Origin of the sequence: Laspinema sp. D2d (assembly GCF_025370755.1) — a bacterium.
Lineage (GTDB): Bacteria > Cyanobacteriota > Cyanobacteriia > Cyanobacteriales > Laspinemataceae > Laspinema.
Genome location: NZ_JAMXFC010000004.1, coordinates 179,206 through 197,096 on the forward strand (window position 1 = coordinate 179,206; position 17,891 = coordinate 197,096).

Consider the following 17,891-nt stretch of genomic DNA (forward strand, 5'->3'; position numbering starts at 1 on the left):
AGGTATGTATAGAGTATTAGCGTGAGCGCGGAGCTGAATTCATTTTTTAAATACCACAAAACCTCGAAATTGTCAATACTTTCAGCAATTTGGCAACTCTTAGAATGGAGTGAATATCATAGTAAGGGATGAACAAGCTCTATTGAAAGAATCCCAGAAAGAAAAAGCCTATGACTGCTCAATTGATTGACTGGATGAGTGTTGCATGGGGAATCCTGGAAGGCAATCATCGGTTTATGGTGTGGAATACGTTTTTAGCTGTGGTTCCCTTAGCGTTAAGTTTTTGGCTGTTTCATAAACCCCGATCGCAATGGTTGCGGTGGGGAGTGTTTCTCATTTTAGGGGCCACTTTTCTGCCGACTGCTCACCGGGTTCTCCGTACGGGAATTTTCCTGCTGCAACGACTCAGTGCCAATTACTTAATCTGGATTCTGATCCTGACTCTGATTTTGATGTCGTCAGAAATTTGGCAGTTGCGGCGCAGGGAAAATAGCTCGACGGGTTCACGTTCTCTGTTATGGTGGGGGGGATTTGTGGCGTTTATCGCCTTTTTGCCGAATGCGCCTTATGTGTTAACCGATGTAATTCATTTAATCAGTGATATTCGCGCGGGATACTCGGTCTGGATTATTACTTTAGCTTTGATTCCCCAGTATCTAATATTTATGATTGTGGGGTTTCAATCTTATGTTCTGTCGCTGATTTATTTAAGTTGGTATCTGGAACGGTGCGGGTTACGTCGGTTGACTGGGTTGGCGGAACTGGTGATACATGGGTTGACGGCAATCGGGATTTACCTGGGTCGGTTTCAACGGTTTAATAGTTGGGATATTGTGACAGACCCGGATATTTTAGTCAGAAGTATGATGAATGATTTGATTGGTCGTCGTCCGGTTTTGGTGATGATTGTCACGTTTGTGGTGATTACGGTTTTATACTGGTTATTTAAACAATTGACTTTGGCTTTGATGCACCGCAATAGTCAGCCGAAAAGTGGTTGGAGTTCAGTCGCCCCCGTGGAGTCTCCCGCAACGGATTCGGAGGCTTAATAATATTATGTTTGCTTGAGCATTCATAGGGACCTAACCCCCCAGCCCCCTTCCCTGCGAGGGAAGGGGGAGCAAGAGGAAGAAATGGTTTTTTAGGTTAATGAATCGGACTTGATATAAAGGTTAAAACGGACAGTCGCCTGAGTCGGGACGGGCAGTTTCTAACAAGATGCGTTGTTCGGACCGGGCGATCGCCTGATGGGTGCGGGCGATCGCCTCGGGTTCGACGGAAATTCCATCAATTCCCCAGCGCACCAGGGTATCAATGGTTTCCGGATACCGGGTCGGTGCGCCTCCACAAATCGCACAAGGAATTCCCGCTGCTTTTGCCATCTGGATCAGTTGATGAATCGCCCTCATGACTGCGGGATGACGGGGGTCAAATACTCGGGACATTTGCTGATTTTCGCGGTCTGCGGCGAGGAGTAACTGGGTTAAATCGTTGGTGCCGATGGAAATTCCCTGGACTCCGGCTTGCACATAATCTGAGATTAAAAATAAGGCAGAAGGTACTTCAGCCATAATCCAAAGTTGGAAATCCCGAACGCTGTCCAGTTTGAATTGTTGGACTCGATTGCGGCAAAATATAAATTCTTCGACGGTTCGCACAAAGGGAATCATTAATCGCAGGTTGGTCAACCCTTCTTGTTGCAGTTTGGCTAAGGTTTCGAGTTCTAAATCAAATAATGCGGGGTCGAGGAGGTAGCTAAATGCGCCATGTACGCCCAAGGTTTGGGCACTACGATTGGGGTTGATGCTAGTTTGTCCCGGCGATCGCATTGCCGGTAAATCGTACCCGCGCAAATCTAAGGACCGATAAAATACCGGACGGGGAAAGAAAAATTCGGCGACGCGCTTTAAGGGGTCGGAAATGCGGTGGATAAATTCCTGGTTTTTGTGCCGATCGCGCCATTGGTAGGGGTCTTCCGATTGGAAAATTTCCAGGGCCATCATTTCCGATCGCAATAAACCCACCCCATCTAAGTAGGTGTCAGCAATTCGGTCCAAGGAACTCGGATGCGACAGGTTTACAAACAACTGTGTAGCGGTGGGAAAGGGTTGAGAAAAGGAAGCAGTCAGGGGGTCAGACTCGGGTAAAGGCATTGGATGAGGTTCTATGACAATAGGGTTCGGCGATCGCGCCGGACTGGGTTGGATGGTTCCCGCAGGCAGTACAAAGATTTCGCCGGTATCCCCATTCACACAAATTTCTGTAGCGGTGGCGATCGCTTGGGTGACTTTGGCAGCCCCCACCACCGCAGGAATGCCAAATTCTCGGGCGAGAATGGCAGCATGACTGGTCATTCCTCCCGATTCGGTGACGACTGCCGCAGCTTGTCGGAGGATATGCAGCCAATGGGGGGCGATTTCTTGGGCAATCAAGATCCGTCCCGGGGGAATATTTTCTAAGACTTCGTTTGTAGAGGTGATGCAATAGGCTAATCCAGCAGCCACTCCTTTAGCAGCCCCTGTTCCGACGATAATCTGTGGCATTCCTTCTCCCTCGGGTGCTGTTAATGGGGCCGATTTGGGGGCCGGTGGTGGGTCTAACGGGGAGGGAATTTCTAAGCAGGGGAAGAGATTTCCCACTTCCACTCCCGTGATATAAATCTGTTCTGGAGACAGTTCTGTAGCTTTGGCGAGGGTCCATTCTAGGATGAAGTGGCGATCTAAGTGAGTGCCGAGGTTTCGGGCGATCGCCCCTAATTTTTCCAGTTGCTGGGGTTTGAGGGAAAATTCCTGTTGTTGTTCATCACTCACCAAATAGGGTTGAAGGCAACTGTAGGGATTGAGCAAGCTAGTTTCTGCGGTTAACTCATCCGGTGGGGTGGAGTTCAATCGGAGATCGTACCCCAGATGTTTATTTCCCAGAATTTGGGCGATCGCATTCCCCCGATCAAACTCGATTTGATAAAAATCGGGAATGGCTTGTCCCAGTTTAATCGACAGGGCCAATCCCCAAGTGGATTGAATTTCACAGTGCGCTTGGGTATAGGTGAGGGTTCCGGAGGTAATGGCGCGGTGTAGGGGTTGCACCAAAACCGCCAGATTCAGGGAACGCAGTTCAATCCGCGATCGCTGCCAATATAATAAACTTCTAGCTCTAAATAACTCCGCCCAAGTTTGTAGTACCCCCAAGGCGATTTCCTCGGGATCGCAGAGGCAAACATAGCTTTCCACTAACCCCGAAAATTTGACTGGCGTGGGGGTATTTTTGGGGAGGGTGACGCTAGGGGACAGGATTAACCCCGGGGAACTGAGTTGTTCCGCTGCGATCGCCAAGTCATTGATCCACTGCTTGGATAACTCCGCCGCCATCATTTCTTCGCGGATATGTTGGGCGATCGCCTTAAGTTGTCGGGTATCGTCCACATTCAAATGTACCGACGAACTCAGGAGTTCGGCAAACAGCGGTTCTTCCCAAGGATAGGTTTCTAAAAATTCTCGCAATGCGGGGGCCGCCAACACAAATCCGGGCAACACCGGATAGCCCTGTTGCGCCATCTGACTTAAATAAAATGGATTGTCCCCCACTAAATACCGTTGTGAGGGTTGAATTTGGTCAAGCCAGTAAAGGTGATCCACAATCAAGCAACCATTCGGACATCCTCTATCATAGTCTGGGTGGCTCCCTTTTGCATGGATTCACAAAACTGGGTCAAGTTGCAGGCGGGGGGCGAAGAACCGTTAAGATGAAAATTGATGACAGGCAAGGGAAGTGCGCAGATGAGGGAAAATTGGTCGGCATGGGTGAAAGGGTGGGTGAATTTGTTTTTAAAGCCCAATTGTCCTTTGTGCGATCGCCCCGGAAAACCCCTCCTTTGTCCCGCTTGCGATCGCCTCTTGCAGCGCCAAAAATTCTCTTTGCAGCAACCGTTATTAAAGGAAACTCCGCCGGTGTTGATTTGGGGTCGCTATGGAGGGGTGATGAAACGGGCGATCGCGGTGATGAAGTATCAAAACTGCCCGGAACTTGCCCAACCCCTGGGGTACTTGCTGGCGGAAACTTGGTTACAGTCTCCCCTGGCAAAAGCGCAGGGACTCACGGTGGTTCCCATTCCCCTCCACCCCGCCAAGCAGCAAAAACGGGGATTTAATCAGGCAGAATTACTGGCAAAAAGCTTTTGTGAACTGACGGGATACCGTTTAGAACCTCGGGGTTTAGAACGCGTGCGAGATACGGAGGCGTTAAATCCCTTATCCCCAGCACAACGGCGGGAAACCCTCGCGAATTCAATGACGGTGGGGGCGAGGTTGCGCCGCACTCAGGCGAAACCGGGGGTGATTTTGCTGGATGATATTTATACTACGGGGGCAACTTGTCAAGAAGCAATCACAACCCTATCTAAAGAGGGGATTTCAGTCTATGGGATTGCGGCGATCGCCTCGACTCAGCCCTTGGATCAAGTCATCAAGTCTTGATTTTCCCCTCCCGGAGAAAGTCCTCGAAGGTGAGGCGACTGGGTAAGGCGGATTGAGCACCAGGTTTTGTGACGGTTAAGGCACCAGCGGCAGCGCCCCAAACTATAGCCTCCCGTAAGGGCAATCCCTGGGCGATCGCCACTGCCAATGCCCCATTAAACGCATCCCCTGCCGCTACGGTATCCACCGCTGCTACTGCAAAGGCGGGGACAAACAACTCCTCCTCTCCTCTGGCACAAAGCACCCCTTTTGCCCCCAACTTGGCGATCGCTGTTCTGACGCCGCGTCTTTGCAATTCCGTAATTGCTTCTCGGGCTGTTTCTATATCTCTCACGGCAATTCCCGTGAGGATACTCAGTTCGGTTTCATTGGGGGTAATGATATCAATTAAGGCATATAACTCCGGGGGCAGTTCTCGGGCGGGGGCGGGATCTAAAATAACGGGAACCCCGGCATTCTGAGCTTTTTTAGCCGCTGCGAGGACTGCTGGTAGAGGAATTTCCAATTGTAATAATAATGCGGCGGCATGGGGTAATAAATCTGTGAGGCGATCGCAGTCTGACTCATTGACGCGATCGTTTGCCCCGGGGACAATGACAATGGTATTTTCTCCCGTATCTTCAACGGTGATCGTGGCAATTCCAGATGGGGTGGTGTCATCGATTAAGATGCGATCGCACTTCACCCCGGACTGTTGCAAACTCTCCAACAGTTCCTGTCCAAAACTATCCCCTCCCACTCGTCCAATCATCCAGGTTATCATTCCCAATTTCGCCGCAGCAACCGCTTGATTTGCACCCTTGCCACCGGATGCGGTAAAAAAGCTAATTCCCGCCAAAGTTTCCCCGGGTTTTGGCAGGCGGTGAGTACGGGTGACTAAATCGAGATTGATACTACCGAACACAATAATAGTCATAGCTAGAAAATTTTGAAGTAAATTGATATCCTGCACTTAGGCATCACCTTGATCAACCCTAAAAAATGGGTAAATTTGATTAATCTGGGACTATCTCTCCGTTGACTTAATCTCTACTGTGCCTAAGTTCTGAGCCTTAGAGGTTATCAGCCTTTCAGAAAATTGATTAAGAATTTTTTAGAATGGTGAGCCATGCTAATGAAAGTAATCATCGGGATGGCTAAACCCGCTAAGAAAATCGCAATCGGGCTTAAAAATACTGCAAAAGATGGGTTTTGAAGCGTCGTCAAAGAGATCCAACTTGCTCTTCCCGCAGTTATTATCCATATTCCCAAAAAAATCAGAACCCCGGGATGAATTTTAATTTGGATATCGATTTTACTCCCGCTGTCATGTTCCGTGATTTGACCGTCAATTACCGGGAACAAGGACTCGTTATAACGCTTAGAATGCCTCGGGTAGATAATTGGGGAAATTTGAAAAGAGTCTTTGTTTATTTTTCCGCGATAGCGTGGAGTGATAGTTTTCTCACCAATGCGATATTCAGGGTCCACAATTCCCATTAATTTTTCTCGGACTAAATATGGCTTTAACGGGCTTTTGATGGTAAACTTTTGATAGGTAAACATTCACTAATATTTTATCCAAAATGGGACAAGTGTTGGTTGACTTAGGGCCAGTTTGACAAAATCATCCATTTTAAAAAGCTTAATTACAAAACAAACTAAAAGTCTTCTGTTTATTCTGGTGATAATATTTAGTTTGCTTAGGTAATATTTTACTATTCGCCAAACTTAAAACAATCTAAAAAGCTAGTATTCAAAAGCTTTTTTTAACCTGAATTTTCTTCAAGGGCTTGAAACAACTCCCTTAAAAACTGTTTAGACCCCTTCGCTTCCGGTAGGAATCCTATCAAAGGTAACACTAAACCAAAAATGAACATTCCCACCGGGATTAAAAAAGCGGGTTCAAACTCTTCTTTGAACAGGACGACTAAAAACATCAAGGCGAATTGTCCCACCAGACTCAGCCAAACACACATAAAAATTATAACGATGGGGTGTAGTTTCATTTCTATTTCGATTTGACTGCCTTTCCCGTGAGGTTGAATTCGACCTTCAATCTGGGGTAAGAAAGAATTGCGATAGGAAATGATTCGGGAAATTTTGAAAGAATGTTCGCCAAGTTGTCCCCGGTATGGTTTTTCGGACCTTTTCCACTGGAACTGTATCCCTTGAGGGGGAGGGTCCACAACTGCTATTAATTTTTTCTCGACATCATCGGGACTGAGATAAGTCGTAATCGTAAACCTTTGAGAGGGAAACATACGCTCACCTAGAGAAGGTTAGTGGTACAATTATGGCATAAATGAAAACCCTTGGGTGGGGATTAACCCTCGGATAACATTCAACCTAGAAAATGTGCGGGAATGGGGGGATAGCTAATAGATGAAAGGCTTCCCCCAGGCAAGAGGGGATGATGCTTAGTCCAAGCGCCTATCTTCTAGCATACCCCGGAATTTGTGTTTGCGGGCGTGGGTTTGTAGTAAGTCTTGCCGATAGGTTTTCCAAATATCCCACTGGTCTTTTTGAATGTAAGCCGCCCGGACTTTTTTCAACCAGGCGATCGCCTGATTATAGTATTCGGATTTTTTGCGATCTAAAATTGCTTCTGCAAAGGGTTTCGCTGTTTCAATTACCCAGTCTGGACGTTCAGACATCGCCGCATCCATCACTTGATGGACTAAATCCATGTGATATGAACCCAACCCATTGACGGAGGCGATCGCCTCATCAATTAAGCCTTCATTTAGGAAAATCTCTACCTTAACTTCAGTTTTTCCCCAAGTTTTATTCTGTCTCAGAGTATTTAATAAATCCGGCTGAAGTTTAGACCAATTTTCTGCACTTAAGGCTTTAATCCTGAAATAATCTTTAGAATGAGGGTTATCGTAAAAAGCGGATTGTCTGGCCTCTAATTCTACTTCAGGATTTCCCAATTCTTCAGCTAATTCAGCAGTCCAACTGGCGAGTTGATATTGGCAATCTCCCGGTAATTTTAACCCCATTTTTCCAATTTCTAGGGCTTTACTCACTTCCCCATTACTGCGTAAGGTTTCACCCAGGGAGAACGCTTCCTCCATTGTTTTCATCTGGGTCCGGGCGGCTTCCATTGCTTCGGCAGTTCGTCCTAAACTGCCCAACATGGTCAGATATTGTTTCATGCGCCCTTTCGATTTTGCCAAGTTCAAATATTCCTGATATCGCTCTTGCCTATCGAGAATTTTTAAGCGAATTAGGACCAAATCCCGGGAAGAATAGGGGTGAGAGTCTTCTGCAATTTCGGGTTCGGTTAGGGTTCCTTTGAGGGCTTGTACCAAATGTGGATCATTCCATCCTTGGGTGAGGGATTCTAAGCTGAGGGTAAATTCGGTACTCCACTCCTCTTGGAGTATTTCTAATCGCGATCGCCACTCTTTCACTTCACTGGAACTCAGGGAGTCGCTGAGAATCGCTTCGGCGATCGCTTCATCCAGGGCGAGGATAATATCATCGGAATCAATTCCATACTGTTCCACCCGGTCCCAATCTGCTGCACAGGCTGAAGCAATGGCTTCTAGCACGATTAACGCATTATAAGTTTCCCCAATTTCTATTAACCCTTGAACATTATCAATTAAATCTAATAACTCCTCAGTTACCGGGTCCTCTTCCCCATCTAAATTTTCAAAATAACGCATCCCTTCATATAAAATATCCCGCGCCTGCTGCCGAAATGGAGCCGGATTAATGGGGGAGGGTCGCTGAGTATTGGCTGGTTGGGTTGGGCTTTTTATTGCAGTTTTTAAAGTGAGGTAGCAGTCAATTTCATCAATAAGTTCTGGATTTTGTTGAACTAATTCTTGCACTAGCTCTTGGATTTGTTTCAGGTTGAGATGATCAAGCAATTGCTCTAAAGTCGGACGCTCTTGAATAGTTTCGGGTTGCCGCATTACCACAAATAAGGTGGCTACAATATGTTCACACCATTCAGCCTTTTGATAGCCACAAGAACAGGTCGCTGAAGTCAAACTGCCCTCATCAAATCCGACCCGAACCCGATAGGGTTGAACGGCATGACCTATCACTTCAGCATTGAGTAAATTGCCGCGCCGAGTCACTGCGGTTACATTGCCCGATTCATAATCAGACTGGCCTTTGCTCAAGAATTCAGGGGCGGATTTTGTGTGAATGAGGCTGTCGGTCAGGTAGGGAGTTTTAAACATAGAGCAATCCAATCTGATGGGTCCAGAGCACTGGACGGGTTGTTAAAGAATCGGGCAAGCTTATCCTCATCCGCTCAGAGAACAGTAATCGCCAGTTTCTCTAGTTCCTATCATATCCAGAGACGGTCTGACTCGCAAGACTCATTCACAGATATTAACACCTGCAATTATTCAATTCGTTGACAGTTAGGCGATCGCAAGGCGAGAAACGAAATACTTCCCTCGGGGATTGCTGTAATTAACTGGATTCTTCCCTCAATATCCCGTCGCCAAGCTGTCGCTTCTTTCAGTTGGGAAGGCGGATTTTCATAAGAGGGGGTCCGACGGCGAGTAGGGGCGAGGGTCACCGTTTCTCCCTCTAACTCTTGGAAAAAGTTGCGTAAATCATGCCATATTGGTTGGGTTTGCAGGGGTTGAGTCGGGTCTGTGGGTAACCCTCCTCGTCCAGAAATGGTAAACGAATTCTCATCGGATAAAGCACACCCAACAAAGTAATTATTTCCCGCTTGATCCAGCATTTCGGGTAATTGTACTAATCCAGTGGAGGGATTGACATCAGGGGTATTAATGGTAACACTGCCGCTAAACTCGGCCCCCAGTTCGGAGGTGGCGGTAATATCACTTTGTGGCGTGAGTTCCAGGCGAAACTGAGTCCCCAAGATACCTTGGGCGGCGATCGCCACGCGACCCCCAAAACTGGCGCTAGAATTGGCGGTGATATCGCTATTTTCTACGGCAACTAAGGTATCGGTAGCGATCGCAATATTCCCACCCGTCCCACTCCCACTGGCATTCGTCGTAATTCCCCCTTGATTCCGCAACCGGATATCCTGAGATTCAATAAAAATATTCGCCTGATCTCCTTGGACGGTTTCTGCGGCGATCGCGGCATTGTTGACCAGAATCTGTCGCGCCACAATTTCCATATTCCCGGCAACCCCCGTATTCTCACTATTGGCCGAAATGATAGCGCGATCGCCTAAAATTAACTGTCCTGTCTCTAACCGCATCGTCCCTGCATTCCCCGTTTCTGTAGAAGCTGCAAAAATTCCCGTGGGAAACAATGTTCCAGACTCATCCGTGAAGAAAAATCCCCCCTCGGTTGCCGGAACTGACCCAGTTAACACAATCGCCTCAGTTGCCAGAATCTCCAAATTTCCCCCATCCCCTGCACCAAATGTCCCCACGCTAATCTGTGCGCCATCCCGCAAAATTAACCTCGGGGTTTCAATCCGTAAATTATCCCCATTCCCTTCTCCCAAAGTATCACTAAACACAATCACCGGATTGCCCACGCGATCGACTCCTCCAAATTCCATCACCTCCGTTGCCTGTAATCGCACAGGACCCCCATTCCCCGCCTCAAACGTGGTACTGCCCACATTCGCCCCATTCAGAATGCGTAATGCTGCCGTCTCAATCTCTAAACTTCCCGCATTTCCTCTGCCTTCTGGGTCTACGGTACTTTCCGCCCCTGTGGGCCTTAGCACATCGTTACTGGAATTCAATCCATCAAAAACCACCGACTCCACGGCGCGAATGACGAGGGGTGCACCATTCCCCTGACCCCGGGTTCCCGTGATGATGCCCGCCCCATCTTTGACCAACACCGAACCCGCCTGAATCTCGATGCCTCCTGCATTTCCGACCCCTTCGGGGGCCACGTCTGCCGAGGCGATGGTGATGAAATCCTCTCTCCCCTGTCCATCCAATACCACCGACTCTCGGGCGGTAATTTGCAGTTTGCCGCCATTCCCTTCTCCCGATGTGCTAGTGGAAATCCTGGAACTGGTGGCAGAAAAGGTTGTGGTATTCAAAGTGATGTTCCCACCATCTCCCATCCCCGTGAGTTGGACTTCATTGGCGATCGCACTCTCTCCAGTTAGCACAATATCCCCCCGGGTGTCAATGTTGATATCCCCAGCTTGTACACCCGGTGTTCCTAACCCTTCGGCAATCCCTGCGCGAATCTCAGATTGACCCGAAATCAGCAGATTTTCTACCTGAATCCCGATACTTCCACCGCCTGCCCCTGCCACATCCACTCGCGCCCCATTGGAGAGATTTAGGGGCGATCGCCCGACGGGTTCCGGCAGTTTTAGCACACTTCCCCCTTGTAATTCGACAACTCCCGCCTCGGATATCCCGCCCAGGGTCACGGTCCCACCGGGGGCCAATAATTGTCCCCCCTCCAGGGTAATCTCACCCCCAACCAGGGTTAAGGTTTGGTTCGGCAGTACAGTCAGGACCGCACCTCTCACAAAAATGCTCTCGGCATTGGGTCCATATTGCAATCCAATGGGGACATTCACGCTCAAAATTGGCGAGGAATCAGGGTCCGTGGCACTAAAGATGCGATCGCCCGGAAACAAGACACCATTCGCGGTACTCCCGACAAAAGAACCGCCTAGATTCAAAGTTGCATTGGGTCCGAAGGCGATACCACTGGGATTAATCAGAAATAAATTCGCATTGCCCTTGGCGGCGATCGCTCCATCAATTTGGGACAATTTACCTCCAGTAATCCGAGTAATAATATTAGAAATTGCGGTTGAATTGTTAAAAATTGCCGCGCTTCCCGTCGGGATAGAAAATTCCTGGAAACTATGAAATAAGTTACTCCCCGCAGCAGTTCCCCCTTCAAGGGTGTAGGTATTGCCGTTGATTTGCACCTGGGAGGGAGTGGGTAGGGTATTATCCGGGATGACTTGCGCCTGGAGGGAGTTCGGCCCTAGACCTCCCTCCACGAAAAGCAAGGCACTCACAACACTGAAAATAGATCGATAATAATGACCCCAATTCATCACGGTTTGCCAACTCCTGACTCTACTATTTTTCTTTATGATTACAGAAACTCCCGATTAATCCCGGATCGGCAGTCCTTCTGTGAAAGGAGAGGGGGCATTTTTAGGATTTATGCAAGAGTTATAGAGGAGTTTCTCCCGGCGATCGCTCTTATTAATCAAAGGGTATAAGGGCGATCGGCTAGAGTAAAGGTTGATTATCATTATCCCTGCATCACCGATGTCTCATCACCTATTTCAGTGGGGCATCCGGGGCGACTCTTCCCCAAGACAGATGTCAGTTGTCACCCTTTTATTATAGCGTGGAATTTGTATGCTAAAAACAGCCCTACCCGTTATCACCGAATGCGGGCAGTTCTTAAGGTTTATTCTGTTATATTAAGGGGTCGATCTACCCACTTAAATCGGTAGAATTCAATCACTGAGGTTTTAGAGTTGATGATGAAATTAACCCATATTCTCACTGTCATACCCATCGTGAGTCTGATCGGGGTTGCCAGTTGTACCGCCCCCTCGGGCGCATTGCTGGAAAATAGTACCACCGGACCAGGAAACCGGCCCCAGGAACAGGCGCAAGGGGTTCCCACCCCCAGCAACGAGGCCGCTTGCATCCTGGTAGAAAATGGGTTTGGTCCCGCAGGTCAAGTCAATGTTCGGGTAGAAGAGGTCGTAAGTGGACTAGATGTTCCCTGGGGCATTGGGTTTTTGCCCAATGGGGATATGCTGGTAACCGAACGAACGGGACAGGTGAGATTGGTCCAAAACGGGCAACTGCGGCCCGAGGCAGTTGCTACGATTAATGTGACGGCCAGGGGTGAGGGGGGACTACTGGGAATTGCCACCCATCCGGATTTTGCCAGTAATCGCTTCTTTTATGTTTACTATACTGCCGATACAAATGACTCATCGGTTAACCGGGTGGAACGATGGCAACTTGCCCCAGATGGATTAAGTGCCACTCGCGATCGCCTGATTTTGGATAATATTCCCGTCGCACAATTCCACAATGGCGGACGGATTCGCTTTGGACCTGATGGAATGTTGTATATTGGCACCGGAGATGCCCGCGAACCGGACTTATCCCAAGATGTCAGCAGTCTCGCCGGTAAAATTCTCCGGGTCACTCCCGAGGGCGATGTCCCCCCAGATAATCCGTTTCCGGGTAATCCTGTCTATATTTTGGGCATTCGTAATACTCAAGGATTTGACTGGGTGAATGACACCACCTTACAAGTCACGGATCATGGACCCAGTGGGGAATTAGGCAGACGAGGCCATGATAAATTGAGTGTCGCACAAGCAGGGGATAATCTGGGGTGGCCGACCCTGGAACGCTGTGAATCCCAAGCGGGATTAGTCACCCCTTCTCTGGTGTGGCGGGAGGCATTACCCCCGGGAGGTGCAGCTATTTATACAGGGACGGCGATTCCGGAATGGCAAGGGAATTTAATCATTGCTTCCCTGCGATCGGAACATTTGCAGCGCATAGTTTTTGACCCGCAATCTCCCCAACAAGTGCAACAACATGAAGTATATTTACAAGGGGAATACGGACGACTCCGAGAGGCGATCGTCGGACCGGATGGGGAGTTATACATCACCACCAGCAATTGTGATGGTCGCGGCGGTTGTCCCCCGGATGGTGATAAAATTCTTCGCATCACTCGCTAAAGTTTAATGAGATAAATCAATTGGAGATTTTACGATCATGAAAAATCAGAAGAAAGGGCGTTTGGGTTCAGTTTTCCTTGGATTTATGGCGGTATTGCTGCTAATTGCTTGTCAGGGAATGGGGCAAACTAACCTGTCTCAAACTCTACCAACCATGAATACCACTCCACCAAATGAACTAAGTGCTTCTCCCGCTGAATTACCCCCATTGCCTTACCCCTATAATGCCCTCGAACCCCATATTGATGCTCAAACAATGGAGTTACATCATGATAAGCATCATGCCAGCTACGTCACTAATTTGAATAAGGCTTTAGAAAATAACGCAAACCTTAAAAACCAAAGCGTTGAGTCTTTAATTCGCAATTTAAATCAAATCCCCGAAGAGATTCGCACTGCGGTTAGAAATAACGGCGGAGGTCACGTCAATCATTCCATGTTTTGGGAAATTATGAGTCCTAATGGTGGGGGAGAACCTACTGGGGCGATCGCCGAAGCGATTAACGAAACTTTTGGCAGTTTTGAAACCTTCAAAGAGCAATTTAATCAAGCAGGAAGCAGTCGATTTGGCAGTGGTTGGGTTTGGTTAGTTCGTAATGCTCAAGGACAACTAGAAATTACCAGTACCCCGAATCAAGATAGTCCCCTCATGGATGGACAATATCCCATCATGGGCAATGATGTCTGGGAACACGCCTATTATTTGAACTACCAAAATCAGCGGGGAGAATATTTAAAAAATTGGTGGAATGTCGTCAATTGGGAAGCAGTAAACCGCCGCTTTGAACGCGCTTCTCAAGCGAGTTAACGTTTTCACCCCCGGGTTTCTGACCCCAGTCCCAAGGGTCATCCTCGGTATTTAAAAACCGAGGATAACCGGAACTAGAAGCACTTCAGACTTTTGCAAGACCCAGTTTCAACCCTTTGCAGATTACCCCGCGCACGCCTCGGCTGTATTTAGGACGTTCCTCCCTTCTGAGTCAGGGTTTTAGGGGAAATTTCCCTTTACAATTATCATAAACCTACAGGACTATCAGATAAATGTTTCAAGCAACACGCCGACGGTTAGCGATTTGGTATGCTGCACTCACCGCAGTGTTGCTGCTGGTGTTTGCTACGGGATTTTATGTGTATGTTCGGAGTACCTTAATCGATCGCATTGATGACACTCTCAAGCACGTTGTTGAAGTGGTAGAACGATCGCTGGCGATCGATGAAAACCCCAACACCGGCCAATATACCGTAAATGTTGTTGCTAGTTTTCGCAACAATGCCAAAACCGTGGAAGATGACCATATTGATTTAGAATGGTTTAGTTCTACGGGAGAATTATTGTGGTCTACCCTTTGGGAACCCTTAAAGATTCCCCTGCACCCGAAAAAGAATGGGGAAACGGTACAACTGTCGGGAGGACAACTCCTGCGCCAATTTACCGATCGCGTGGAAATTGGACGGCAAGTGGTGGGATATTTGCGAGTCAGTCATCCTTGGTTTGAAGTTACCAAACCGATTCGCCAGTTAATTATTGATTTAAGTTTGGGAACTTCTCTGATGGCGATCGCTATTAGTGCGATCGCTTGGTTACTGTCAGGATTAGCCATGAAACCTGTGCGAGACTCCTACCAGCGTCTCAAACAGTTTACCTCCGATGCGTCCCACGAACTCAGAAATCCGATCGCTACCATTCAAACCAATGTGCAAGTGGCCCTTGCGGACCCGGAATTAGATTCACCTATCCATCGCCAGCAATTGCAATTAGTGGAACGCTTGACGCGCCGGATGGGACGATTGGTGGATGATTTGCTCTTCCTCGCGCGACAAGATAGCGGCATGGTGAAGGTGAGAAAACAACCTGTGCCAATGGATGCGTTATTGATGGAAGTGATGGAGGAACAGGAGGCGATCGCCGCCGAAAAAGGGATTAAATTAGTATTAGAAATTATTGATCCACCCGATCGCAGCAATCAGACCCTTTCCCCCCTTATGGATCCAGAAACCGAACCGGGACTGGATTTTACAATTCCCGGCGATTGGGACCAACTGGCGCGACTGTTTACAAACTTAGTCAGTAATGGATTACAATACACGGCGAAAGGGGGCCAAATTACCATCACCTTAGAATGTAGCGCGGTGAGCAATCGCCCGAGTGTCAATGGTGGGGTGCAAATTACGGTGAAAGATAGCGGAATTGGGATTTCGGCAGAGTCCCTGCCTCATATTTTCGATCGCTTTTATCGTGTGGATCCGGCGCGGAGTCATGAACCGGAACAATCGCCGGAATGGGGTTCTACGGGTTCCGGATTAGGACTAGCCATCGCCCAAGCGATCGTTGAAAATCATCACGGCGGGATTCGGGTAGACAGTCAGCTTAATCGGGGTACTACCGTCAGCGTTATCCTTCCCCTCTCCAAACCCGATTTAGAAAAATCGCACCCCGAGGCATAATATCCGCAAAGGACAGAGCGAATTTGAAGGATATAATCGCTCTGATTCCCCTGCTATGTTTCCGTGCTAAACTTCGATTTGTGACTGGCCGGTGCAGATGGCACAGGAGCATCCAAGGGCATCCCGGATCGGGTCACTTCCAGACCCCTGAGCGATTAAAGCCCCTTGATGGGGGATTTCCGGACTCATCCAGACTGAGGCTAAGTTACCGGAAACTTGAGAAAGCAGACTTGGATGGAGGGGAGTGGCGATCGCTTTAGTTGGAGCAATTTGCGTCACTTGAGCCACGGGTTGGCTCAGATTAGCCATTACCAAGAACGGTTGCGCCGCAGCGAGGATAGAAGTAATCGCTAACGTTAACGCTAAACTGAGGGCCGGAGCAAGTTTAAATCGAATCATAAGTTCTGCTTGTGCGAGTGGAGTGTCTTGAGTTGGGATGATGTTTAAGCTAACCATTTGTTCCTTTCACGATAGCATCAAACCCTCCGGACTGACTACCCTGTACCCGCCTTTGGATGTTGCCCGGATCCGGCTTACCGCATTGAATCTTGAGCCGTTGCCACCGGGGTTATCGGGGACGATAAGTTCCCGGAATTTTTTTAGACAATCCTTCCGCAAATTCTTTCTCGAACTCAAAGGCTTCTACTTCTAATTTATTATTTCGGTAGGTTTCTCCAGCCTTCTTGTATTCTTTGAAATAGTGATAGCCAAAATTTCCCAAGCTGCCCAGTCGTTCATGCTGTTGGCAGTGGATGAGTTCATGGGAGAGTAGGACCAGTTGATCGAAGTCCTTTTCTTTCATTTCCTTTTTAATGTAAATGGTGTTTCCATAAACTTGAGCGTTGGATTCACCGACATTAATTTTGAAACTTGCCGCTACCCAATCCTCCATTAAAGTAGCATTATAAACCACTTCTACCCGATCAACTAAATCGCCAAAAGAGGGACGTAAATACTTTTTTTGAGTCTCGGTTAAAGCTTGCGGTTCAGCGTTATTGGAGCGCATTACTTCTGCGGCTGCTTGATAAGCAATGGCCCCAAATTGACCCCAAGCTTCTTCCGGCATTTCTTTGGGAACTTTTCCCCGGCAAATCTGGCCTCCAAAGGTTTGGAGTTTTGGGCAAGTGTGGCTTTCTGGATTAATCATGGGATTACTGAAGGCTCCGAAACCCACGGTTACGAATCCCAGACAAGCACCAATTAAGTTTACTTTACGGGAGGTGAGCATAACCTCAATACTGAACTTTTCTAGGGTTATTCTTGGCGGATTTTGACGCTCCCGGAAATCTGGTTTGGCTCACGGTTAACCCCCTCTAAAAGTTGCCAGATTACAAGCGCCGGTCATGGAGATTTAAGCCGCGATCGCCGGGGTAAAAGTTCCCTGAATGGGGGAAATGCTTTGGAGTGGTTTGGGAGCGATCGCGCTTGGAAATAGTTTACCCGGTTTTCACCTAAAAATTGATCCGGTTTTTAGCGGTATGTCCCCCAAATTTCAGGAATGAAATTCCAGATATCTCCTTGAGGATCAAGTTTTGCCCTTGTCCCATTCGATGCAAGTGCCGGGAAATTTGCGCGGGTCTTCCCAAAAAATTGACTCGCTTTGGACGATTCAATTCCCCGGAGGGGTGCCGATCCCGGAACGGGTAGGGTTCATCTCAACCACCGGAAGGACTCCCTCTAGGCTGCTATTTTCTGGGCTTTAAGCTCGTGCTCGGTTCAATGATTCAAACATCCTAAGTGGGTTGATATTGTTTAGAGAATTATCCGGTAGACATACCCCATCCCACTGTTCCAAAACCGTTATTTTGGCTACAATTGACGGTTAATGTAGTCCGGCGATCGCTACAACTGTCCCCTTTTTGAACTAGATTTCTAGGTAAATTTGCTCTATTTAGAGTACCCGAGATATTCTGCATTCTAACGATCTCCAGGGGGAATCAACAGTCAATGGTCATCGGTTCTTGGAATCACTGCTAGGTTAGCCCTTACCTGCCCTGCTTTCCTCCCGAGAAAATCCAATCGAGGAAAGCTCCTTCACCCTGCCTGTCGGGGGCCGAATTTAAACAAATTTGGACCTCATTCCATCCGGGTGATCCCAATGGGCTAGAGGGCTACAATAGGAGTCATGATTAGGCGGGCTGCCATCACCGTTAAGTTCAGGCTCTGTCCCATAACGTTAACATTGGATTTCTAATTCCTAACGCTTAGTTGTGGTCGTTCAATTCAATTTCAAAATCTGCATAGCCTCTTATTTTAACAGTCGCCGGAGCCAATTCCTACCCCAAGGATTGCCCTGACTTAAAAAGGCCCGCATCAGG

At 48.1% G+C, this 17,891-nt stretch carries 15 protein-coding genes; 6 read left to right on the plus strand and 9 right to left on the minus strand.

From position 1 onward, the window contains the following. Positions 1 to 170 precede the first annotated feature (170 nt). Positions 171 to 1,049, plus strand: coding sequence for a DUF1361 domain-containing protein (locus NG796_RS04340; RefSeq protein WP_261204688.1), 879 nt, complete (start codon positions 171 to 173; stop codon positions 1,047 to 1,049). Between the two features lie 123 nt (positions 1,050 to 1,172). Here NG796_RS04340 and NG796_RS04345 read toward each other — a convergent pair whose 3' ends face one another. Then, positions 1,173 to 3,635, minus strand: a complete 2,463-nt coding sequence (locus tag NG796_RS04345; RefSeq protein WP_261204689.1) for a putative PEP-binding protein — start codon at positions 3,633 to 3,635, stop codon at positions 1,173 to 1,175. A 141-nt stretch (positions 3,636 to 3,776) separates the two neighbouring features. Between NG796_RS04345 and NG796_RS04350 the strand changes: the two genes are divergently transcribed. Next, positions 3,777 to 4,472 (plus strand): ComF family protein, encoded by a 696-nt coding sequence (locus NG796_RS04350; protein WP_261204690.1) that lies wholly within the window; start codon positions 3,777 to 3,779, stop codon positions 4,470 to 4,472. On the opposite strand, the gene rbsK is transcribed toward NG796_RS04350, so the two are convergent. From rbsK to NG796_RS04375, 5 genes are all read right to left on the minus strand, one after another. Further along, entirely contained in the window at positions 4,462 to 5,388 is a 927-nt protein-coding gene (gene rbsK, locus NG796_RS04355) for a ribokinase (protein ID WP_261204691.1), read from the minus strand. The two genes, NG796_RS04350 and rbsK, sit on opposite strands and share 11 nt — an antisense overlap. 146 nt (positions 5,389 to 5,534) lie before the next feature. Beyond that, a complete protein-coding gene (locus tag NG796_RS04360; RefSeq protein WP_261204692.1) occupies positions 5,535 to 5,951 on the minus strand; it encodes a hypothetical protein in 417 nt (138 codons plus the stop codon). Positions 5,952 to 6,220: 269 nt separating this feature from the next. Next, positions 6,221 to 6,715: a hypothetical protein gene (locus tag NG796_RS04365; protein ID WP_261204693.1), complete on the minus strand. Its 495-nt coding sequence runs from the start codon at positions 6,713 to 6,715 to the stop codon at positions 6,221 to 6,223. A gap of 156 nt (positions 6,716 to 6,871) precedes the next feature. After that, positions 6,872 to 8,653, minus strand: coding sequence for an SWIM zinc finger domain-containing protein (locus NG796_RS04370; protein WP_261204694.1), 1,782 nt, complete (start codon positions 8,651 to 8,653; stop codon positions 6,872 to 6,874). Positions 8,654 to 8,820: 167 nt separating this feature from the next. Further along, the gene (locus tag NG796_RS04375) at positions 8,821 to 11,457 is read right to left on the minus strand and encodes a filamentous hemagglutinin N-terminal domain-containing protein (RefSeq protein WP_261204753.1); all 2,637 of its coding nucleotides are present in this window, start codon (positions 11,455 to 11,457) and stop codon (positions 8,821 to 8,823) included. 438 nt (positions 11,458 to 11,895) lie between these two features. Here NG796_RS04375 and NG796_RS04380 point away from each other — a divergent pair, with 438 nt between their 5' ends. The 3 genes from NG796_RS04380 to NG796_RS04390 all read left to right on the plus strand — a co-directional run bounded on the left by NG796_RS04380 (position 11,896) and on the right by NG796_RS04390 (position 15,573). Further along, positions 11,896 to 13,128 carry a PQQ-dependent sugar dehydrogenase gene (locus tag NG796_RS04380; RefSeq protein ID WP_261204695.1) on the plus strand — a complete coding sequence of 411 codons (1,233 nt, stop codon included), beginning with the start codon at positions 11,896 to 11,898 and terminating at the stop codon, positions 13,126 to 13,128. Positions 13,129 to 13,282: 154 nt separating this feature from the next. Next, on the plus strand, positions 13,283 to 13,936 hold the full coding sequence (locus tag NG796_RS04385) for a superoxide dismutase (RefSeq protein ID WP_261204754.1): 654 nt from the start codon (positions 13,283 to 13,285) through the stop codon (positions 13,934 to 13,936). A 233-nt stretch (positions 13,937 to 14,169) separates the two neighbouring features. Continuing rightward, positions 14,170 to 15,573: a sensor histidine kinase gene (locus NG796_RS04390; RefSeq protein WP_261204696.1), complete on the plus strand. Its 1,404-nt coding sequence runs from the start codon at positions 14,170 to 14,172 to the stop codon at positions 15,571 to 15,573. A 66-nt stretch (positions 15,574 to 15,639) separates the two neighbouring features. Here NG796_RS04390 and NG796_RS04395 read toward each other — a convergent pair whose 3' ends face one another. After that, entirely contained in the window at positions 15,640 to 15,972 is a 333-nt protein-coding gene (locus NG796_RS04395; protein ID WP_261204697.1) for a hypothetical protein, read from the minus strand. 169 nt (positions 15,973 to 16,141) lie between these two features. Next, on the minus strand, positions 16,142 to 16,801 hold the full coding sequence (locus tag NG796_RS04400) for a DUF4157 domain-containing protein (protein WP_261204698.1): 660 nt from the start codon (positions 16,799 to 16,801) through the stop codon (positions 16,142 to 16,144). Between the two features lie 42 nt (positions 16,802 to 16,843). Here NG796_RS04400 and NG796_RS04405 point away from each other — a divergent pair, with 42 nt between their 5' ends. Continuing rightward, complete coding sequence (locus NG796_RS04405) at positions 16,844 to 17,008, plus strand: hypothetical protein (protein WP_261204699.1); 165 nt, start codon at positions 16,844 to 16,846, stop codon at positions 17,006 to 17,008. A gap of 325 nt (positions 17,009 to 17,333) precedes the next feature. Here the strand turns inward: NG796_RS04405 and NG796_RS04410 are convergent, their stop codons facing one another. Continuing rightward, positions 17,334 to 17,489: a hypothetical protein gene (locus NG796_RS04410; protein WP_261204700.1), complete on the minus strand. Its 156-nt coding sequence runs from the start codon at positions 17,487 to 17,489 to the stop codon at positions 17,334 to 17,336. Positions 17,490 to 17,891: the final 402 nt, after the last annotated feature.

Excerpts from the sequence above, each read along its gene's own strand:
- NG796_RS04340 (WP_261204688.1), top strand. The coding sequence starts at position 171 with ATGACTGCTCAATTGATTGACTGGATGAGTGTTGCATGGGGAATCCTG.
- NG796_RS04350 (WP_261204690.1), top strand. The coding sequence starts at position 3,777 with ATGAGGGAAAATTGGTCGGCATGGGTGAAAGGGTGGGTGAATTTGTTT.
- rbsK (WP_261204691.1), bottom strand. The coding sequence starts at position 5,388 with ATGACTATTATTGTGTTCGGTAGTATCAATCTCGATTTAGTCACCCGT.
- NG796_RS04360 (WP_261204692.1), bottom strand. The coding sequence starts at position 5,951 with ATGGGAATTGTGGACCCTGAATATCGCATTGGTGAGAAAACTATCACT.
- NG796_RS04365 (WP_261204693.1), bottom strand. The coding sequence starts at position 6,715 with ATGTTTCCCTCTCAAAGGTTTACGATTACGACTTATCTCAGTCCCGAT.
- NG796_RS04370 (WP_261204694.1), bottom strand. The coding sequence starts at position 8,653 with ATGTTTAAAACTCCCTACCTGACCGACAGCCTCATTCACACAAAATCC.
- NG796_RS04375 (WP_261204753.1), bottom strand. The coding sequence starts at position 11,457 with ATGAATTGGGGTCATTATTATCGATCTATTTTCAGTGTTGTGAGTGCC.
- NG796_RS04380 (WP_261204695.1), top strand. The coding sequence starts at position 11,896 with ATGATGAAATTAACCCATATTCTCACTGTCATACCCATCGTGAGTCTG.
- NG796_RS04385 (WP_261204754.1), top strand. The coding sequence starts at position 13,283 with ATGAATACCACTCCACCAAATGAACTAAGTGCTTCTCCCGCTGAATTA.
- NG796_RS04390 (WP_261204696.1), top strand. The coding sequence starts at position 14,170 with ATGTTTCAAGCAACACGCCGACGGTTAGCGATTTGGTATGCTGCACTC.
- NG796_RS04395 (WP_261204697.1), bottom strand. The coding sequence starts at position 15,972 with ATGATTCGATTTAAACTTGCTCCGGCCCTCAGTTTAGCGTTAACGTTA.
- NG796_RS04400 (WP_261204698.1), bottom strand. The coding sequence starts at position 16,801 with ATGCTCACCTCCCGTAAAGTAAACTTAATTGGTGCTTGTCTGGGATTC.
- NG796_RS04410 (WP_261204700.1), bottom strand. The coding sequence starts at position 17,489 with ATGCAGAATATCTCGGGTACTCTAAATAGAGCAAATTTACCTAGAAAT.